The sequence below is a fragment of the Halodesulfurarchaeum formicicum genome (assembly GCF_001886955.1).
GTDB lineage: Archaea > Halobacteriota > Halobacteria > Halobacteriales > Halobacteriaceae > Halodesulfurarchaeum > Halodesulfurarchaeum formicicum.
In genome coordinates, this window is record NZ_CP016804.1 from 617,410 (window position 1) to 634,578 (window position 17,169).

The 17,169-nt window shown below is 63.6% G+C and carries 20 protein-coding genes and 2 pseudogenes; 10 read left to right on the plus strand and 12 right to left on the minus strand.

The annotated features are described in order from the left end of the window. Window positions 1-176: 176 nt before the first annotated feature. The 4 genes from HSR6_RS03215 to HSR6_RS03230 all read left to right on the plus strand — a co-directional run bounded on the left by HSR6_RS03215 (window position 177) and on the right by HSR6_RS03230 (window position 4,897). The gene (locus HSR6_RS03215) at window positions 177-2,102 is read left to right on the plus strand and encodes a hypothetical protein (RefSeq protein WP_148661796.1); all 1,926 of its coding nucleotides are present in this window, start codon (window positions 177-179) and stop codon (window positions 2,100-2,102) included. Beyond that, window positions 2,099-3,025, plus strand: coding sequence for a DUF1616 domain-containing protein (locus HSR6_RS03220; protein WP_071932800.1), 927 nt, complete (start codon window positions 2,099-2,101; stop codon window positions 3,023-3,025). Before HSR6_RS03215 ends, HSR6_RS03220 begins: the two co-directional genes overlap by 4 nt. Next, complete coding sequence (locus HSR6_RS03225) at window positions 3,022-3,966, plus strand: NAD-dependent epimerase/dehydratase family protein (RefSeq protein WP_233488551.1); 945 nt, start codon at window positions 3,022-3,024, stop codon at window positions 3,964-3,966. Before HSR6_RS03220 ends, HSR6_RS03225 begins: the two co-directional genes overlap by 4 nt. A gap of 91 nt (window positions 3,967-4,057) precedes the next feature. Then, window positions 4,058-4,897, plus strand: a complete 840-nt coding sequence (locus HSR6_RS03230; RefSeq protein ID WP_071932801.1) for a hypothetical protein — start codon at window positions 4,058-4,060, stop codon at window positions 4,895-4,897. A gap of 156 nt (window positions 4,898-5,053) precedes the next feature. Here HSR6_RS03230 and HSR6_RS11280 read toward each other — a convergent pair whose 3' ends face one another. From HSR6_RS11280 to HSR6_RS11390, 3 genes and pseudogenes are all read right to left on the minus strand, one after another. Next, the gene (locus HSR6_RS11280) at window positions 5,054-5,179 is read right to left on the minus strand and encodes a hypothetical protein (RefSeq protein ID WP_257786078.1); all 126 of its coding nucleotides are present in this window, start codon (window positions 5,177-5,179) and stop codon (window positions 5,054-5,056) included. 26 nt (window positions 5,180-5,205) lie between these two features. After that, window positions 5,206-5,544: pseudogene (locus HSR6_RS11385) on the minus strand (zinc ribbon domain-containing protein); the annotation flags it as partial. Continuing rightward, window positions 5,519-5,629, minus strand: a pseudogene (locus HSR6_RS11390) (ArsR/SmtB family transcription factor); the annotation flags it as partial. The pseudogenes HSR6_RS11390 and HSR6_RS11385, both read right to left, overlap by 26 nt. Before the next feature lie 195 nt (window positions 5,630-5,824). Between HSR6_RS11390 and HSR6_RS03240 the strand changes: the two are divergent. Together HSR6_RS03240 and HSR6_RS03245 are read left to right on the plus strand one after the other, a co-directional pair. After that, complete coding sequence (locus tag HSR6_RS03240; protein WP_070364567.1) at window positions 5,825-6,247, plus strand: CoA-binding protein; 423 nt, start codon at window positions 5,825-5,827, stop codon at window positions 6,245-6,247. Between the two features lie 116 nt (window positions 6,248-6,363). After that, window positions 6,364-7,509, plus strand: coding sequence for a permease (locus tag HSR6_RS03245; RefSeq protein WP_071932802.1), 1,146 nt, complete (start codon window positions 6,364-6,366; stop codon window positions 7,507-7,509). An 11-nt stretch (window positions 7,510-7,520) separates the two neighbouring features. On the opposite strand, the gene HSR6_RS03250 is transcribed toward HSR6_RS03245, so the two are convergent. Both HSR6_RS03250 and HSR6_RS03255 read right to left on the minus strand, forming a co-directional pair. Then, window positions 7,521-8,456, minus strand: coding sequence for a cation diffusion facilitator family transporter (locus HSR6_RS03250; protein WP_070364569.1), 936 nt, complete (start codon window positions 8,454-8,456; stop codon window positions 7,521-7,523). A gap of 47 nt (window positions 8,457-8,503) precedes the next feature. Continuing rightward, the gene (locus HSR6_RS03255) at window positions 8,504-8,926 is read right to left on the minus strand and encodes a universal stress protein (RefSeq protein WP_070364570.1); all 423 of its coding nucleotides are present in this window, start codon (window positions 8,924-8,926) and stop codon (window positions 8,504-8,506) included. Between the two features lie 106 nt (window positions 8,927-9,032). Between HSR6_RS03255 and HSR6_RS03260 the strand changes: the two genes are divergently transcribed. Further along, a complete protein-coding gene (locus HSR6_RS03260) occupies window positions 9,033-9,353 on the plus strand; it encodes a hypothetical protein (protein ID WP_071932803.1) in 321 nt (106 codons plus the stop codon). A 12-nt stretch (window positions 9,354-9,365) separates the two neighbouring features. Here HSR6_RS03260 and fmdA read toward each other — a convergent pair whose 3' ends face one another. Beyond that, window positions 9,366-10,637, minus strand: a complete 1,272-nt coding sequence (gene fmdA / locus HSR6_RS03265) for a formamidase (protein ID WP_070364572.1) — start codon at window positions 10,635-10,637, stop codon at window positions 9,366-9,368. Window positions 10,638-10,760: 123 nt separating this feature from the next. After that, on the minus strand, window positions 10,761-11,282 hold the full coding sequence (locus tag HSR6_RS03270; RefSeq protein WP_070364573.1) for an AmiS/UreI family transporter: 522 nt from the start codon (window positions 11,280-11,282) through the stop codon (window positions 10,761-10,763). Between the two features lie 181 nt (window positions 11,283-11,463). Between HSR6_RS03270 and HSR6_RS03275 the strand changes: the two genes are divergently transcribed. Genes HSR6_RS03275 through thsB form a run of 3 tightly spaced genes read left to right on the plus strand, consistent with a single transcriptional unit; the run spans window position 11,464 to window position 13,963 of the window. Next, entirely contained in the window at window positions 11,464-11,847 is a 384-nt protein-coding gene (locus HSR6_RS03275; protein WP_070364574.1) for a fluoride efflux transporter FluC, read from the plus strand. Continuing rightward, on the plus strand, window positions 11,844-12,239 hold the full coding sequence (gene crcB, locus HSR6_RS03280) for a fluoride efflux transporter CrcB (protein ID WP_070364575.1): 396 nt from the start codon (window positions 11,844-11,846) through the stop codon (window positions 12,237-12,239). Before HSR6_RS03275 ends, crcB begins: the two co-directional genes overlap by 4 nt. Before the next feature lie 59 nt (window positions 12,240-12,298). After that, entirely contained in the window at window positions 12,299-13,963 is a 1,665-nt protein-coding gene (thsB, locus tag HSR6_RS03285) for a thermosome subunit beta (RefSeq protein WP_157754358.1), read from the plus strand. Between the two features lie 20 nt (window positions 13,964-13,983). On the opposite strand, the gene HSR6_RS03290 is transcribed toward thsB, so the two are convergent. From HSR6_RS03290 to HSR6_RS03310, 5 genes are all read right to left on the minus strand, one after another. Continuing rightward, window positions 13,984-14,397, minus strand: a complete 414-nt coding sequence (locus HSR6_RS03290) for a DUF302 domain-containing protein (RefSeq protein ID WP_070364576.1) — start codon at window positions 14,395-14,397, stop codon at window positions 13,984-13,986. Between the two features lie 68 nt (window positions 14,398-14,465). Further along, window positions 14,466-15,356 (minus strand): energy-coupling factor ABC transporter ATP-binding protein, encoded by an 891-nt coding sequence (locus HSR6_RS03295; RefSeq protein ID WP_083258809.1) that lies wholly within the window; start codon window positions 15,354-15,356, stop codon window positions 14,466-14,468. Continuing rightward, a complete protein-coding gene (gene cbiQ, locus HSR6_RS03300) occupies window positions 15,353-16,165 on the minus strand; it encodes a cobalt ECF transporter T component CbiQ (protein WP_071932804.1) in 813 nt (270 codons plus the stop codon). Before cbiQ ends, HSR6_RS03295 begins: the two co-directional genes overlap by 4 nt. Window positions 16,166-16,179: 14 nt before the next feature. Continuing rightward, on the minus strand, window positions 16,180-16,479 hold the full coding sequence (locus tag HSR6_RS03305) for a hypothetical protein (RefSeq protein ID WP_070364578.1): 300 nt from the start codon (window positions 16,477-16,479) through the stop codon (window positions 16,180-16,182). Further along, complete coding sequence (locus HSR6_RS03310) at window positions 16,476-17,135, minus strand: energy-coupling factor ABC transporter permease (protein ID WP_070364579.1); 660 nt, start codon at window positions 17,133-17,135, stop codon at window positions 16,476-16,478. The genes HSR6_RS03305 and HSR6_RS03310 overlap by 4 nt, the downstream gene beginning before the upstream one ends. Window positions 17,136-17,169 lie beyond the last annotated feature (34 nt).

The following is a 17,169-nucleotide window of genomic DNA, read 5'->3' on the forward strand; positions in this document are numbered from 1 at the left end:
ACGGGTAAGCTGGGGATTACAATCTTCCGATTGGTCCTATCCCGGGTTAGAAGACAGATGATTGGTACACCAACGGCCATCGACAGCCGGGAACCGGCCACCGAGGAGTGTCGGCTACCAGGGGCCCGCTCGGAACGGAGACTCGGGCCTGCGGATCGGCCATGACGTCCCGCAATATGCATTCCAGACGATCGTTAACGAACGATCTGGACGTTTTACTGGCGAAATTAGGTGTTCTTGCAGCAGTACTGCTGCTCGGCCTCCGGCTGTTCGCGTCCCAGCCATTCCTCCTCGTGATTCCGCTTTCGATCGGGATGGGGAGCGGCCTCTACCTCCTGGCGGGCCACGAACGGGCTGCCGAGATGTCTTGGCTGGCACTGCCCCGGTTCGTGGCTGGCTACCTTCCATCGGTCGTCATGCTCGGGTTGGTGGCCCTCGTGGTCGCGACCCGGCTGGTTGGTACCCGGACGGTTCCCATCTACCTGCTGATCGCCGGCATTGGCACCCTCATCTTCGGGCAGATTTTGTTCCTCGATGAAGGTGGGGTTGCCCCGGGAGTGATCCTCTTCGAAATCCTCGCCGCGGCCGTCGTGATCCGGCTGTCGGCGCTGTTCGTGACTCCGGGATACGTCGGGGTCGACATCTGGACCCACGCGCTGGTGTTCGTCGACGGCATCGTGGCCCAGGGCTCGTTGGCTTCGATAGCCGAGACGAAATACCTCATGGCGCCGATCTACCACGCCATCGGGGCCATCGGAACCCTCGTGTTCGGCGGTGTTCGGGAGGGGATCTATCTGACGCTGGGGCTTTTGGTCCCGTTGTCGGCGGTGTTCGTCTACTCGACGGGGAAACTCCTGGTCCCGGCCAGGTGGGCGCTGCTGGCGACGGCACTGTACGCCTTTGCCGACCAGTTCATTCGCTGGGGAATCCACATCATTCCGACGAGTCTCGGGTTGGTGTTCTTCCTCGCGGTCGTGTACCTGGTGGCGCGGATGTTCTACGCCGACGCCGAACCGTGGGCGGTCGTGCTCGCGCTCGGGGCCAGCCTGGCGGTGGTGTTCACCCACCAGGTCGCGACTGCCATTACCCTGGTGTTCCTCGCCGTCGCGGCGTTTGCCGCTGTCGTGCTGGGGCTGTTCGCACGGGACGGCCAGGTCACCCATCGCACGCGCAAGGCAGTCGCACTCGTCGGCATTTTTGTCGTGACGACGACGGCCACACTCGTCTCGTGGGCGAACACACCGTTCGCCGGCGGCCAATCCTTCCTCGGGCGGGAGCTGGTCGTCATCACGTCGGCACTTACCGAGGACGCGGCTCTCCTGAATCTCGCGAGCGGCGGTGACGCGGGGGCCGGCGGGGCTGCTGGCGCATCGGCCTACGCCTGGTTGATCCCGTACGTTGAACTGTTCGGGTTCGGGCTGTTGCTCGCGGCTGCCGTGCTCGGCGGGCTGTGGTTGCTCCGCCGGAACCCCAATCCGGACCTGTCGCTCACCTTCGTGCTCGCCGCGGCCACCCTGTTCGTGCTCGTGTACGGGCTCTCCCTGTTCGGCATCCGTGCGCTGTTACCCGGCCGGTGGATCGCCTTTCTGTTCGCTCCGATGGCGCTTTTGGCTGCCGCCGGGTTCCTGGGACTCTCCCGAAGCAACGCCCGGACACTGGTCGTCATCGCATTCGTCGTGCTGGCGGTGGGCTACCCCGCGTCCATGGTCGTCGCCGAGAAGGCGACGCTTGACAGTCCAGCGTTCAGCGATCAACACGCCCGCTTTGCCTACACCGCACCGGAGATAAGTGCGGCCCAGACGGGCGTCGAGATCCGGCCGCCTGCCGAACACGGCGTCATTCGTACCGACCACCCCTACGACAAGGTCTTTCGGGTTATCGGGGGCTACGAGGATGGCAGCCTCATCCTCGGTCCAGACGGTCCTGTCGGAGCCGACACCACTGCCGCTCGTGACTACCAGTTACAGGGCCCGGTTAGCTTCGAATCACCCGAGGAAGGGACTATAGGTGACCCCGCCACCGTGTGCCCGGACGGGTGGAACAGGGTGTACACGAACGATCAGGTGTGTCTTTGCACCGACTCCACGGGGGGTGCGGAATGAGCTCCCAAGTGACCGATCTGCGGCTCGTGTTCAGCCTGACCGTCGCCGCGATGCTCGTGCTGCTGGTTCCGGGTGTTCCCTGGCAGATCGAGTGGGTGTTCGGTCTTCCGCTGCTGGTGTTGTTGCCGGGGTATGCCGTGGTTGCGGCGCTCTTTCCCCGGCGACCTGAGGCGTCGCCGGCCGGTGGCAACTCACTCGACTGGCCCGCCAGGTTCGGTCTCTCGCTGATCGGGAGCGCGATCGTCGTCGCCGCGGTCGGCGTCCTGTTCGCGAGTGAAGCGCTGGTTCGGCTCACTCTGGCACCGGCCGTGCTGTCGATCGGCGCGGTCACGTTACTCGCTGTCGTCCTCGCTGGGGTTCGACGGCGACCACTTGAGCGGGATCACCGTGCGGACCCGGTCGCTGGCGTCTCGCTGGGGTCGATGCCTGGCGCGTTCGGCATTTCGGGTGTCCAGTCGCTCGTGCTGGTGGTGTCGGTGCTGCTATTGGTCAGCACGCTCGCGTTCGCCGGCACGAGTCCGGCCGAGGACCCCTACACCGAGGTCTATCTGACCGACGGTGAGGACCTCGACCTTGGACCAGCAGAGGGAACCCAGACGATGGCCACCGGCGCTGATAGCACGGTCTCACTTACCATCGAGAACCACGAGGGCGACCCGACTGACTACCGGACCGTGGTCCGCCTGCAACGGGTTGAGAACGGGACGGTCCTGGGGAGCGAACGCCTTGATAACTTCAGCGTCAGCCTGGCATCCGAAGAGATCGGCGTCTACGAACGCTCGCTCAACCCGACGATGACGGGCGAGCGACTCCGCCTCCAGGTGCTTGTCTACAAGGGCGGCACGGAGGGAGAGATCGACGCCGATTCGGCTGACCTGGGGTTGCGCCTCTGGGTGGACACCACCGCGGAGGGCTCCACGTGACCCCCCGACCGTTCGAGCACGACATCGCCGGCCAGCAGGTGCTCGTGACTGGCGGTGCGGGGTTCATCGGGAGCAACATCGCCGCGGCGCTTCTGGACGGGAACGACGTCCGGGTACTTGACGACCTTTCGAGTGGTCGGCGGGAGAACGTTCCCGACGGCGCGGAACTGCTCGTCGGTGACGTTCGCGACGAGGACGCTCTCGACGCCGCGATGGCGGGCGTCGACCTCGTGTTTCATGAGGCCGCGGTCGTCAGCGTCGCGCGCTCGACCGAGGCGCCCCTCGAAACCACCCGAACCAACGTGGACGCGACTGTCCGAGTTCTCGAACAGGCACGGACGGAAGACGCCCGGGTCGTCTTCGCCTCGAGTGCCGCGGTGTATGGCCCGCCGGCGTACGTTCCGGTCGACGAGTCCCATCCCAAGGAGCCGACCTCGCCCTATGGGGTCAGCAAACTCGCCGCCGACCAGTACGTTCGGCTGTACGCCTCGCTGTACGACGTCCCGACCGTCGCGCTGCGATACTTCAATGCGTACGGCCCCGGTCAGCCGGATGGCGACTACAGCGGTGTCATTCGAACGTTCGTCGACCAGGCGACGGCGGGCGAGCCCATCACCGTCCACGGGGACGGCCAGCAAACCCGCGATTTCGTCCACATCGACGACATCGTCCGCGCGAACCTCCGCGCGGCGACCACACCCCACGTCGGTGAAGCGTTCAACGTCGGCACCGGGGACTCGGTCACGGTCTCGAAGCTGGCAGCACACATCCAGGAGCTAGCGGGCTCGGACTCACCGATTCGGACCTCCGATCCCCGTCCCGGCGACATCCGTCACAGTTGTGCCGAGACGACCGACGCACGGACGAAACTGGGGTTCGAGGCGACCGTCTCGCTTGCCGATGGGCTGGAGACCGTAGCGGGACTCGGGCCGGCTGAGTGATCGTCCCCGGTTCATGCCTGACGGGATTCCCGGGCACTAACTGAGCAACGGTACCACGAAGCACTTACTGGGGGGCCGTGTTGACTTCTCCATGGATCGCCGACAGTTCCTCTCCCTGTGTGGACTCGGCATGACTGGTGTCGCGGGGTGTATCGGCATGGGCGGTGACCGACAGCCGACGACTGAAGGTGACACCACGTCGCCGGAACCCGAACTGCGTATCGAGTTCAGTGGCCTCCAGGCCGGTGTCGTGGGACTGGTCGAAGACGCCTACGAGATCGCGTCCAAGCCCGACTCCCAGTACCTCTTTTTGGACGTGCACGTCGACTCCGGAACGATCCCATCGATCACGGACTTCCAGTTTCACTTCGCTGGCGACATGTATTCCCCGAAAACGGAGTGGAACCACCCACCGCTTCACCGTGGTGAGGGGTCGGGGAGGGGTTACCCGGACACCACTGGAAAAGAGCGCTACTGGGACGACGGAAGCACCGATGGGTGGATCGCGTTTCAGGTGCCAGAGACGGGGGACGCAAGTGGGGCAGTACTCTCCTGGCCGAGTGGGGAGTGGAGTCCGGCCGAAACGATTCGGTCACGACTTGCCAACCCGATTCCGGAGTTCACGGTCGAGGAATGGGCCGTCCCGGAAACCGTCTCTCCCGACACCGACCCGAAATTCGAGTTGACGGTTCGAAACGAAGGCTCCCATCCCGGACACTTCTGGGGTGCGATCGATGGAGACGGCGCCACGACCGACCGGCTCGTCACGCTCGTCTCGCGACGAATCCCCCCAGGTGAATCCAGATCCTGGGCAGTCAGGGGCCGAACGTATCAGATGGGGTCTGCAGCCAATTCTGTAGAACAGGTGACCTACACCCTGCGGTGGCTTGGGGAGGATCGGTCCGCGTCCGCTCGGGTTCGATACGAGTGACCTCGCTGCGGGTTTTTGCACTCCTCACCCGGGAACGAACCCACAATTGGTTCTCGGGATATCGGGTACCCGAACTCGGAACTGGCCTCCCATCGGTGACAGCGGGGCGATCTCATCGGGCACCATCGGAGACGCGTCTGACCGCCGCAGCCGAGATCAGTCCCGTTCCGTGATCGGTTCCGCATCGCTCCCGTTTGCACTCACGGGCCTCGTGCTATCGAGTTGCCCCGTGGTGTGATCGCGCCAGTCGACGTTGCGCTGGACCCACAGTGGGACGGACACGAGTGAACGCAATACTGGCACCTCGATCAGTGGACCGGTAAGCAACCCCACGGCCAAAGCCGTGGGCTTTCAGCGTGGACTCCCGCTCGGGCCGAATCCTCGGCAGGAGGGTCATACTCCATTCGCGTTCAGCGTCCCGCTGTCCGCTCACGGGCGCGTAGCGCCCGTTCGCGTGGTCCGCGGGACCAAGGTCCCGCGCTATTCAAGCGCACACCTACGGGTGCGCCTCCACCGGAGCCGGTTTGGTTCCGGCGAAGATACCGCAAACCGATATTCTTCGCCGCGTTGTAGTCGGCCTGGTTTTCGTAGCCGCATTTCACGCACTCAAAGTCCTCAGGCTGAGGACTGGAGCATGTCGAGTTCCGCGAGTCGTATCTCCACGTCCTCGACCCGGCACTCCCCGAGTTCGTCCTCGAGATGCCGTTGACTTCGCCCGGAGTCCGTTGCCATGTACTCACTTGAACGGCTCTTCAATTAACGGTTGCCGCTTTTGAGACAACACTTTCCGCCGGATTCTCGTCGTTTTGTGGATTGTTTCGACCGACCGAGAACGCTGGTGCCAGAACCGATCTGAGCTGGGGATCGACCAATTCGGGTGTCACTGGCATGTGTCCCTTTTTTCAGCACGCGCCCGATACGTCAGCCATGCCAGTCGAAACTGACGACGCGCTCCGTGAAATCCTCGACCTCGATACGATTGCCGTCGTCGGCTGCTCGACCAGCCCGGCCAAGGCCGCTCACGACGTCCCGAAGTACCTCATCGAACACGGATACGACGTGATCCCGGTCAATCCCTTTGCCGACGAAATATTCGGTCGCGAGAGCCACGACTCGCTCTCGGCCGTCGATCAGGAGATCGACATCGTGGACGTGTTTCGTCCCAGCGAGGAGGTGAGTGGCATCGTCGATGCGGCCCTGGAACGGTCGGACGTGGAAGTAATCTGGACCCAACTGGGAATCCGCGACGATACAGCCGCCGAACGCGCTGAACAGGCGGGCACGCGTGTCGTGCAGGATCGGTGCATGAAGGTCGAACACCAGCGACTCCTTGGATCGCCGTCGGAGTGATCCTGCTCGCTTTCGCGGCGTGGGCCACCGCTTTACCCATCCATTTCAGCAATTTTTGAAACCAGTAGCTATATGCCGCATAGCGTTTTAGATTAAATTGAAATGGTGGTGGGACAGTGCCTCCCGTAGAACTGTTCGCCCAGATACTCCAGGCCGGCTTCGACGAGACGTTGTCGTACCTGACACTGCACGTCATCACGTGTCTGGTGCCGGCTTTCTTCATCGCCGGTGGCATCTCGGCGGTCCTCTCGGATCACTTCGTGACGAAGTACCTCAGTGGCGACGCCCCGAAGCTTCAGGCCTACTCGATCGCCTCCGTCTCGGGGGTGGCCCTCGCGGTCTGTAGCTGTACGATCCTCCCGATGTTCGCCGGCCTCTACAAGAAGGGTGCAGGAATCGGCCCCGCGACGGCCTTCCTGTTCTCGGGCCCCGCGATCAACGTGCTCGCGGTCGTGTTCACGGCCCGTGTTCTCGGCCTGCCGCTGGGCGGGGCCCGGGCGTTTTTCGCCGTCTCGATGGCCGCGTTCATCGGCCTGGTCATGGCCTTCGTCTTCGGGGACGCGGCGGACCAGCAGTCGTCCCAACCGGTGGCGACTGACGGCGGCCAGGTGCCGACGCAGCGACCGACCTGGGTGACAGCCGGCTTCTTCGGCAGTCAGGTCGCCATCCTGCTGATCGCCGCCACCGGGTTGCTTAGCTGGGCGGTCAAGGCGCCACTTCTCGCGCCCTTCTTCGCGCTTCTGGGTTATCTGTTGTGGGCGAAGTTCGAGCGCGGCGAGATCGAGACGTGGCTCCAGGAGACGTGGTTTTTCACCCGATCGATCTTCCCGCTCCTGCTCGCCGGTACGTTCGTCATTGGGATCATCGGGGCGATCGCCGCTATCGCCCAGGGGATGAATCCGCTCGAAACGATCCAGGCCGGCGAGCAGACGTTCGTCGCCCACAAGGTTGCCCCGGGGCTGTTGACCCAGGGTATCTTCGGCGAGACCACCGTGCTCTCGGCCGGGCTCGGCTCGGTTATCGGGGCGATCCTCTACATGCCGACCCTGCTTGAGGTGCCTATCGTTGGCTCGCTCTTTGGGTACACCCAGGGACTCATGGCCGACGGGCCGGCACTGGCGCTGCTGCTCGCCGGCCCCTCGCTCTCGCTACCGAACATGCTCGTGATCTGGAAGACGATCGGCGCGAAACGCACCGCCCTCTACATCAGCCTCGTGGCTGTCGCCGCGACGGGGGCCGGCCTCCTCTGGGGAGTGCTCTGAGAGAACCTTTCTCAGTGGCTGTGATCGAGCGAGTACGTCCGCTCGTCTCCGTCACGAGGGTGTAATTCGACGGTGACGTGATTGGCCCCATGAGCCCGGAGGATCTGGTGGATCTCGGTCGTGAGCTGATCGGCCTCGGTCATGGTCTCGACAGTCGTCCGGACGTGGGCGCTCGCGACGGTGAGCCGACTGCAGATCTGTGAGGCGTGTAGATCCTCGACCTGGATAACTCCCTCAAGCGAATCGATCTCCTCGCGGACGGTCTCCGGATCGAACGGCGTCTTGAGCACGAAGATCGCCGCACTTCCACGAAGGACTTTCCCAGCCGACCAGAGGACGACGCCGGCGATCAGCACGGCCGTGATCGGGTCGATGACGACCAGGCCCGTCAGTTCGACGACCGTCACGGAGACGATGACTGCGACCGAGCCGCCGGCATCCCCGAGCAGGTGATAGAACGCACCCCGCTCGTTGAGACTCATCTCGCCGCCATGGAGGACGTAGACGCTACCTAGGTTGATCAGCAACCCGCCAACCGCGATCAGGAGTGTGGGACCGGTTCCGATCTCGATCGGGGCGAGATATCGCTGGTAGGACTCCCAGAGGATGAAGCCGACCATCGGAATGAGAAACAGCCCGTTCAGGAACGCAGCCAGCGGTTCGAGGCGGTGCAGACCATACGAGAAGCGAGCCGACCCGTCGTAGTTCGCGGCGACGTAGGCGGCCGCAAAGGCCATCACGTAAGCCAGTGCGTCGAACAGCATGTGAACGGCGTCGCTCAACAGCGCGACCGACCCGAAGAGAAGTCCGCCAGCAAACTCCCCCAGAAAGCCGAGCAGATTGATCCCGGCAACGATGGCTAACTTCCGACTGCTCGTCGGTTCGTGGCTGTGGCCCAGTCCCTCGGCCTCGTCCTCGCAGCGATCCAGTGGCTCCTGACCGGCCATTCGACCTGGATTGGCTACCGGGGGCCAAAAATCCTCGGTCGGTGGCCTCAGTGAACCACGACGACCGGAATCTCCGCCCGTCTGACGACCTTCTCGGCGACGCTCCCGAACACGATTCGGCCGACGCCGGAGATCCCACGACTTCCGATCACGATTTCGTCGAAGTCGTGTGCGGAGGCGTACTCGAGGATCTCGTCCGCCGGATCGCCGGTTGCGATGTCCGTTTCGACGCCTCCGCCGAACTGCTCGGCCTCGGCTTCGACCGCTTCCAGTAGCTCTCTGGCCTCCTCCTTGTGGTGCTCGACCGATGGAATCTCCTCGGGGTCCCCTGCCGTGGCTGCGAAGTACCCCTGTGGGAGATCGACTACGTGCAACGCGGTTATCTCCGCGTCGGAGAACCGCTCGATCGCATACGCCAGGGCAGCGTCTGCCTGCTCCGAACCGTCGACCGGGACGAGTATTTTCCGCATATGTGAGTGTATGTCAGGCAGACATATCAAATTTCGTCCCGCGACTTGGTGATCGGGACTGGGTTTCGCCCCACAAATTTAGGAGCCGGCCCACGATGAATGGTATATGGCAACAGACAACTCGGAGATCGGCGACACTGTGGCCACTCTTCACGAGGATGTCCCACGGACCGTCCAGGTGTCCCTGACGATGTCCAAAGACACGCGAGACCTCCTCGCGGAAATCCGGGATCAGTTGAACGAGTCGGCTGAAACCCCTGTACTGGAGACCAACGACGTCATTCGACTCGCACTCGTCGGGGCGACCAGGTACGACGACCTGGATGTGAGTTCATCGAACCGTGATCGGCTGGCCCCCGTGCTCGAAACGCTCGCGACGGCGGTGCGTGAGGATCCAAATCTCTCGACCGAGTTGAAGAAAACGTAGGAGGCGAGAAGATTATTGGAGCGGGTCGTCCGTGATCGGGATCTGACCCCGGTCTTCCGGCTCGCCAAGTGCCTCCGGGGAGATGTCGAACTCGAAGACGCCCTTCGGGAGCGCCAGGGTGGTACAGGCGTTGGGGACGTCCACGACGCCGCTGAGGTGCCCTTCGATCGGCACCGTGCCCAGGATGTGGAGGGCCTGCTCGCCCGTGTACCCGAACTTCTTCAGGTACTCGATGGCGTCGAGGGCGGAGCGCCGGTAGGCCACGTGCGGGTCGATGTAGTGCTGCTCGCCGTCCTCCGTGACGGAGTAGCCGTTGAAGGTGACATAATCGTCGAAGTTCGGCCCCCGGTTGCCCGGCTCGAAGATCGGGTGATCGACCCCGAACTTCTCCATCCCGTTCTTCACGAGGTCGAACTCGACGTCGATGTACGCGGCCATCTCGATGGCGCCACAGAAGGTAATCTCCCCGTCACCTTGCGAGGCGTGGAAGTCGCCGATGCCGAACTTCGCTCCCTCGACGTACACCGGGAAGTAGATCGTGGAGCCAAGCGAGAGGTCCTTGATGTCGTGGTTCCCGCCGTGCTCCCGCGGCGGAACGGTGCGGGCGGCCACTTCTGCGGCCGCGTCTGCTTCGTCCGGATCCATCTCGCCCATCAACGCGCCGTCTTTGGTCGGCGGGTTCGCAACCGGTGGGTCTGGCTCGCCGGTCGGGTGATTGTGGATGGATTCTGGGTCCGCCTCGTGTTTGTCGATGAGTTCCTGTTCCCGCTTGTTCCACTCTTCGAGCAGTTCCATGCTGGGAGCGGTCCCGGCCAGTCCCGGATGGATCTTCCCCTGATAGCTGATGTCCGGGATATGCCGGGAGGAGACGGTATAGCCGTCGATGTCCCAGATTGACTTTGCGGCCTCCGGGAAGTGATCGGTCAGGAAGCCGCCACCGTTTTTCTGGGAGAAAGTCCCCGTGAACCCGTACTCCCAGCGGTCGTTCAGCGGGCCCATGTCGTGGAACTCGACTTTCAGAAGGTCCCCCGGTTCGGCCCCCTTCACTTCGACGGGGCCTGCCAGGTAGTGTACCTGGTTCAGGTCCACGTCACGAACGTCGTTTGCGTTTTCGTCGTCCTTGATCTGGCCCCCCGTCCAGTCCAGTGCTTCGAGACGCATCCGCTCGCCTGGCTCGGCTTCGATGACGGCCGGGATATCGGGATGCCATCGATTGAACGGATTCGCCCCTGGTTGTTCGTCTGCCGGTTTGTCCGTATCGACCTCGAATTGTACTTCTGGCATGGTTTGCGGGGTGTTCTCCCTTCCCCTACCTATAACCTTGAATCCTCAACAAATAACTATTATGTAATACTTTCAATAAATTGCGGTAGTCGGCGGATTTGAGCCTCCAATGGCGGTTCTGGGTCAGATAACGGGCCACCAGCCAGCGGCCATGACGAACCCCGCGGCCCCGGAGACGATGCCGACTGCCAGGGTGTACCACCCGACGAGGTCGTTGTATTCGCTCCGTTCGATACCCAGCAGGAGCCAGAAGGAAAACCAGAGCACGGCCCAAATCCACCAGAGCAAGGCCAGTCCCAGATCACCGCTCTGGAAGACGATGAGCCCCGTCGGTACGGCAATGGCGGCAACGAAAAGACAGTACCAGCCAAAGCCCCGCTGGTCCTCTTTTTCCCTGATCGCGTTCGCGAACACCCAGAGATAGGTGAACGAGAACAGCAGGGTTCCAGCGGCGTTGAACGCTGTCCCTTCGGTTCCCGGGACGAAAGCCCAGTAGGCCGCGATCAGGAACGTGATGACGCCGGTGAGCAGATTCAGGATTGCAACGTCCCTATCCTCCCCATACCCCAACAACCACAGCCCGTTGACGATCAACACGGCCCCGACGTAGTACAACCCGATCCCCAGTTCTTCGATTACTGGCATGTATGATCCCCTCGGTTTGGCGGGTCTCCCCGGGTTTTGATAGGCCGTCGTGATACTTAGTTCTAGTTGCGATGTTATCACTTTCGACCGGAAAGCTGCGTTCTCGACCTTGATGCGGCGGAATCAGGGATCACCTGCCGGTGAATCACGCTTAAGCCCGTTCCACCCGGAGGCCGATCCAATGGGTTCCACCCATCCCCTCGAACACGCCGAGACGTTCGCCCTCATCGCGGTAGGCGGCTTTCTCGGCTCGAATCTGCGATTTTTGATCGGGCAGTTCTCGCCCGGTCTCGGGGGGACACTGGTGGTCAACGCGCTCGGGAGTGCAGTGCTTGGATTCCTCGCCTACGAGGCACTCAAGACGGATCTGCTCTCGGCCTCGTCCAGGATGGTGCTCAGCACCGGCGTCCTCTCCTCGTTTACGACCTACAGCACGTTTGCCATGGAGACGGTGCAGGCTGCGCCAGTGCTCGGGCTTGCGAATCTCTTCGCCAGCTACCTGCTCGGCTTCACGGGCGTGTTGGTGGGGCGGCACCTTGCACACTCGATGGAGGGATCGAAATGATCGACCAACTGCTTCAGGAACTGGGCGGCACTGCGGAGCCCTACCTCGTCGGGTTCGGTGGCATGATCGGGGCGTCGCTCCGGCACGTCGTCAGCACCTGGGTCGAGCGTGAGGAATTTCCGCTGGGCACGCTCACGGTGAATATCCTGGGGAGTTTCCTGCTCGGTCTGCTCACGTTCGCGGGGGTCACGGACTCGACGATGCTGCTTTTCGGGGTTGGTCTCTGTGGCTCGTTTACGACCTTCTCGTCGTTCTCGGTCGATACGGTGCAGCTCTGGGAGGCTGGCGACCGATTTGTCGCCACCGGATACGCCCTCGGTAACTTCCTCGGCGCGGTCGCGGCCATCGGGGCCGCCTGGCTTTTGGTGACCGGGTTGGGCGGGATGCTGTAGGTGCCACGGGTTGTGTCACACGGTAACGTAATATGGTTGGCAACCCAACTCGTGGAACGATGCGTGGTCACCGATCCCAGACACCGATCCAGTCCATTTCGCGTTCGACCCAGCAGGCGAGCGGTGAAACTGCCCTCGAGGCCAACATTACCGCGGCCCAGGCGATCGCGGAGACGGTCCGGAGCACACTCGGGCCCCGGGGCCGGGACAAGATGTTAATTACCGACGGGACAGTGATCGTCACGAACGACGGGTCGAGCATTCTGCATCGACTCGATGTCACACACCCGGCCGCCTCGCTTTTGGTTTCGACGGCGGAAAGTCAGGAGTCGGGCCAGGGTGACGGCACTTCCTCGACGGTGCTCTTCGCCGGGGACCTCCTCGGCGAAGCCGAAGGCCTGCTCGAGGACGGCCTCCATCCGCGAACGGTGATCCAGGGGTATCGAATCGCCCTCGATCACGCGCTTGAGACGGTCACGGACCTGGGAACGGCGATCGACGCAACCGACCGGGAACTACTCTCGAACCTCGCTGCAACCACGATGACCGGCCGCTGGGATGCGGACCGGATCGCGTTTCTCGCCGACCTCTCGGTCGAGACCGCCATGGCTGCGAGAATCGGCGACCGGATCGACCTGGATCGAGTCGCGCTTCAGAAGGTGCAGGGCGGGGCCGTCACCGACTCGGAACTGATCGATGGCGTGGCGATCAACCTCGATCAGTCCTCGACGGACGTCGCCTCTTTCGAACCCAGGAGTACGGACTGGGACGGCAGCACGATCGCCCTCCTCGACGGCGAACTCAACGTCCGAACCGGGGGACAAGTCACCAACGCCACTGTCGAGACCGCCGCCCAACTGGACGAGATCGAACGCCACGAGACCCAGACGATCGAGCACATCGTTCGCCAGTTCGAGGCGGCCGGGGTCGATATCGTCTTCTGTCAGAAGCAGGCGGCCGATCGAATCACCGCCCAACTGGGCCGACGGGGCATTCTCGTCGTCGAGCGAACTCGCCAGGACGAATTCGACGCCCTCGAAGCCCTGACCGGGGCGACACGGGTCGTGAAACCGGCGGACGTCGATGCGTCCGTCCTGGGGCAGACGACCACCGTGGATCTGAGCGTTTCTGGTGGCGAGGAGTTCATCACCATCAGGTCAGATACGGGTGAGGCCCACACCCTCGTCCTGCGGGCTGGGACAGCCCACGTGCTCGACGAACTCAAGCGGATCTTCGACGACAGCCTCACCGTCATCAAGACCGCCGTCACGGAGGGCGAGGTCGTTCCCGGTGGCGGGGCGGCGGAGCTGTGGGTCGCCGAGGCCGTCCGATCGAGGGCGACAGGCATCGACGGCCCCGAGCAACTCGCCGCCGAGTCCTTCGCTGACGCCCTGGAAGCGTTGCCAAAGACCCTGGCTCGAAACGCGGGTGTCGATCCTATCGACACGCTCACCACACTTCGTGCGGCCCAGACCGATCGCGGGCCCACCGTTGGATTCGATGCGGACGCAGGCGTCGTGGACGTCCTCGACCGGGGGCTCGTCGAACCGCTCGCCCTGAAACGCCGCCTGCTCTCGAACGCGACGGAGGCGGCCACCCTCATCCTCAGGATCGACGACGTGATCGCGGCGGTCGATCGCGACTCCGGGCAGGGGGAGGAATCGACGGACACGCCGACCTACCACGTCGACGATGATGGCTACCCCTGGGCGATCGGTCACTGATCGTTGCTCGCTCGTTTTGTTTATGTCGCGCTGCCCGCGGGGAACTCCGATTCGAGTTCTCCCAGCACGCGATCGAGCCGCTCGCCGATTTCCGTCGCGATCTCGTCGAGTTCCGGGTTCCCCGTGAGATCGATCAACTCCGTCGGGTCCACGGCACTGACGATCACGTCGCCGTCCTCGGCGTAGACCACGACGTTACAGGGGAGGAGGGTCCCCAGATCGATCTCCGCTTCGATGCCCTGATTGGCCAGTGGCGGGTTGCACGCGCCGAAAATTCGGTATTCGTCCCGCTGTACGTCGAGTTTCTCTGCGAAGATGTGCTGGATATCGATGTCCGCGAGGACGCCGAAGCCTTCCTCGCCGAGCGTTTCCTCAAGCTCCGCGACAACCGAGTCGAACGGCGCATCGAGGGCGATCTTGTTGTGGTAGCTCATCAGCGGACAAAGGTGTGCTAGACGGTTGCGGGTTGGTTTCTCGGCAGCCGTCTCCGGCTCGTTTCGTTTCAGGACAGCAGATCGACGAGTGCGTCCTCGGTCACCGGTCGATCGGCTTCGACCCCGAGTCGCCGTGCGACCCGGACCGCTGTTGGCGGGCGAAGGTTTGCCCGCTCCAGCAGCGTGTCGTCGTAGAAGACGGCATCGGGCGTGCCGGACCCGACGATGTCCCCGTCGTCCATGACCACGATCCGGTCGGCGACGCTGCCCGCGAAGTCCACGTCGTGGGACGCGATGACCAGGCCGATGCCCTCTGCCTGCAGGGTCTCGATCACCGAGCGAACACGCTGCTCGCGGGCCGGGTCCAGCCCGGCGAGTGGCTCGTCCATGACGATCACGCTCGGGTCCATCGCCAGGACGCCGGCGATGGCGACCAGGCGCTTCTCCCCACCGCTGAGGTGGTGTGGGACTCGATCGGAGAGATGCAATGCGTCGAGTCGGTCGAGTGCCCGCTCGGCCCGCTCTCGTGCCTCATCCTTCGGGGCCCCGTAGTTCAGCGGGCCGAACATCACGTCGTCGATGACGGTGGGAGCGACGATCTGAGAATCCGCGTCCTGGAAGACGAACCCGACTTCCTGCCGGGCCAGTTCCACGTTGTCCTCGGTGATCTGTTCACCCTGAATTCGGAGTTGCCCCTCCTGAACGTCGAGGAGGCCGTTCAGGTGCTCCATCAGCGTTGACTTCCCGGCTCCGTTCCCACCGATGAGACCCACCGTTTCCTCGGCCCTGACGGCGAAACTCACGTCGTGGACGCTCCGGGTCCCGTCAGGATAGGTGTGTGAGAGACAGTGCAGGGATACGAGGGGCTCCTCGTCGAAGTCGAAGGGGTCCTCGTGGACACAGTCGATCTGTTCGGCGGCCCGATTCTCGTCCTGGTCGTGGAACTCTGTCTCGCTCATGCGATCACTCCGTATCGAATCGTCAGCGCGTACCACCCGATTGCAGCGGTGAGCACCGCCACGACCACGAGTTCGCGGGCCGGCGGTCGCTCGACCTGGCTGTACACCGTCAGATCGCCGTGATAGCCCCGGGCCTGCATCGATTTGAGCAGCGTCTCCGAGCGTTCGAGCGCGCGGATGAACGTGTGGCCGAAGATCCGGCCGTAGAGGGTCCGGTTCGCCCAGAAGTTCTCACTGAGCGATCCGCCACGGGCCCGGGTCGCCTTCAGGAGGGCCTCGATCACTTCGAGAATGACGAAGGTGAACCGGTAGGCGAACAGCGCGACCTGGTCGATGGGCGTAGGGAGCGACCGGCCGAGGACGTGGACCATATCCGCATACCGGGTCGTCATCCAGACCGCAAGCGAGTAGGTGACGACCGTGAGCCCCCGTCCCAGGAGGGTGAAATACGTTGTTGCCCCCTCCCAGGTGATCGAGAGTTCTCCGAACGGATGGGAAACGGCCACGATGGGTTCGCCCGGGATACCAAAGGCCAGCGGGCCGGCGATTACGGTCACGAAGACGAACGGCAGTGTATACCACGCGACGAGCCGTCTGACGGGGAGCCCGGCCGCTGCATAGGCGGCCAGGACCACCACGAAGATGGCCGTGACCGTGAGTAGCCCTTCGGCGATGGTGACTGCCACCACGGCGAGGGCCAGCACGGCCATTTTCGTCCAGGCGTTGATCCGATGGAGGGGGCCGGTGCCCTGCTCCGCGTAGGTGGTGAGCAAGCGGGGGTCAGGAACGTGGCTCGTGAGTTCACTCATGGGGAAATCGTTGGTCAGTCACTCGATTCGATCCACCAGTACAGGCCGACACTCGCCCCACCCAGGAGCAGGACCAGGAGGGCAAACGGCAAGACGTTGTCCCGCAACGGCCCGGCGAGAAGGAACCCACCGATTCCACCGCGGCCGATCTGGATCAGCGAACCGCTCTCCGCGGCGGTCCCGCCCTGCATGACGGCGCTGAAGCGCTCGCCCCAGGGAACAGCCCCACCCGTGTAGACGAAGCCGACGTACCCGAGGACGGCGGCGATGGCGATCGCGCCGATGAGAACCAGATACTGGCTCGTTCGGTTCATTCCTGGCTCACCTGTGCTGTCTCCCCGAGCAGGTCGGGTCGGATGGATGCAATGTAGCGGACGACAGAGCCCGTGAGCAGGCCTTCGATCACGGCGACGCCGAGGTTGACCGCCACCAGCGCGGCCATGTACACCGCGAGGTCGCCGCCGGTGATTGCGACGCCGCGGATGCCACTCACGATCGGGATCGCGCCCATGAGGAGCGAACCGGCCCCGAGGCCGGCGATGGTCGCCAGCGCGGCCGCCGGGAAGTGATCCCAATTTTGGCCCCGCAGGGCCGCAAAGACGTAGTACCCGCCAGCGGCTTCGGTCGCGCCGACGAGTGTGTTGGCCCCGAGAAAGCCCCAGGCCCCGTGTCCCAGAAGCGCCGAGAGGACGTTGACGACGAACGCGACGATCGCACCCAGTGACGGCCCGACCAGAATCCCGACGAGGGCCGTCAACGAGAGGTGGACGCCGCCGAGAACCGGGATGTTGACCTGGAAGACGGCGAAACTCGCGGCGGCCACCATCCCGCCGAGCGCCACGTGTCTCGCCTCCAGGCCGTCCCTGCGCAGCCCGTACACCGCATACGCCAGTACCGCCGCTGCGAGGACCGACCAGAGTGCGACGGCCCAGAGGGGCAGTGCTCCCTCCGGGAGGTGGATGTGTGCCATTCGTGATTATGAATAATCGGACTCAAAATATTAA

Excerpts from the sequence above, each read along its gene's own strand:
- HSR6_RS03215 (WP_148661796.1), top strand. The coding sequence starts at position 177 with ATGCATTCCAGACGATCGTTAACGAACGATCTGGACGTTTTACTGGCG.
- HSR6_RS03220 (WP_071932800.1), top strand. The coding sequence starts at position 2,099 with ATGAGCTCCCAAGTGACCGATCTGCGGCTCGTGTTCAGCCTGACCGTC.
- HSR6_RS03230 (WP_071932801.1), top strand. The coding sequence starts at position 4,058 with ATGGATCGCCGACAGTTCCTCTCCCTGTGTGGACTCGGCATGACTGGT.
- HSR6_RS03240 (WP_070364567.1), top strand. The coding sequence starts at position 5,825 with ATGCCAGTCGAAACTGACGACGCGCTCCGTGAAATCCTCGACCTCGAT.
- HSR6_RS03250 (WP_070364569.1), bottom strand. The coding sequence starts at position 8,456 with ATGGCCGGTCAGGAGCCACTGGATCGCTGCGAGGACGAGGCCGAGGGA.
- HSR6_RS03255 (WP_070364570.1), bottom strand. The coding sequence starts at position 8,926 with ATGCGGAAAATACTCGTCCCGGTCGACGGTTCGGAGCAGGCAGACGCT.
- HSR6_RS03260 (WP_071932803.1), top strand. The coding sequence starts at position 9,033 with ATGGCAACAGACAACTCGGAGATCGGCGACACTGTGGCCACTCTTCAC.
- fmdA (WP_070364572.1), bottom strand. The coding sequence starts at position 10,637 with ATGCCAGAAGTACAATTCGAGGTCGATACGGACAAACCGGCAGACGAA.
- HSR6_RS03270 (WP_070364573.1), bottom strand. The coding sequence starts at position 11,282 with ATGCCAGTAATCGAAGAACTGGGGATCGGGTTGTACTACGTCGGGGCC.
- HSR6_RS03275 (WP_070364574.1), top strand. The coding sequence starts at position 11,464 with ATGGGTTCCACCCATCCCCTCGAACACGCCGAGACGTTCGCCCTCATC.
- crcB (WP_070364575.1), top strand. The coding sequence starts at position 11,844 with ATGATCGACCAACTGCTTCAGGAACTGGGCGGCACTGCGGAGCCCTAC.
- thsB (WP_157754358.1), top strand. The coding sequence starts at position 12,299 with ATGCGTGGTCACCGATCCCAGACACCGATCCAGTCCATTTCGCGTTCG.
- HSR6_RS03290 (WP_070364576.1), bottom strand. The coding sequence starts at position 14,397 with ATGAGCTACCACAACAAGATCGCCCTCGATGCGCCGTTCGACTCGGTT.
- HSR6_RS03295 (WP_083258809.1), bottom strand. The coding sequence starts at position 15,356 with ATGAGCGAGACAGAGTTCCACGACCAGGACGAGAATCGGGCCGCCGAA.
- cbiQ (WP_071932804.1), bottom strand. The coding sequence starts at position 16,165 with ATGAGTGAACTCACGAGCCACGTTCCTGACCCCCGCTTGCTCACCACC.
- HSR6_RS03305 (WP_070364578.1), bottom strand. The coding sequence starts at position 16,479 with ATGAACCGAACGAGCCAGTATCTGGTTCTCATCGGCGCGATCGCCATC.
- HSR6_RS03310 (WP_070364579.1), bottom strand. The coding sequence starts at position 17,135 with ATGGCACACATCCACCTCCCGGAGGGAGCACTGCCCCTCTGGGCCGTC.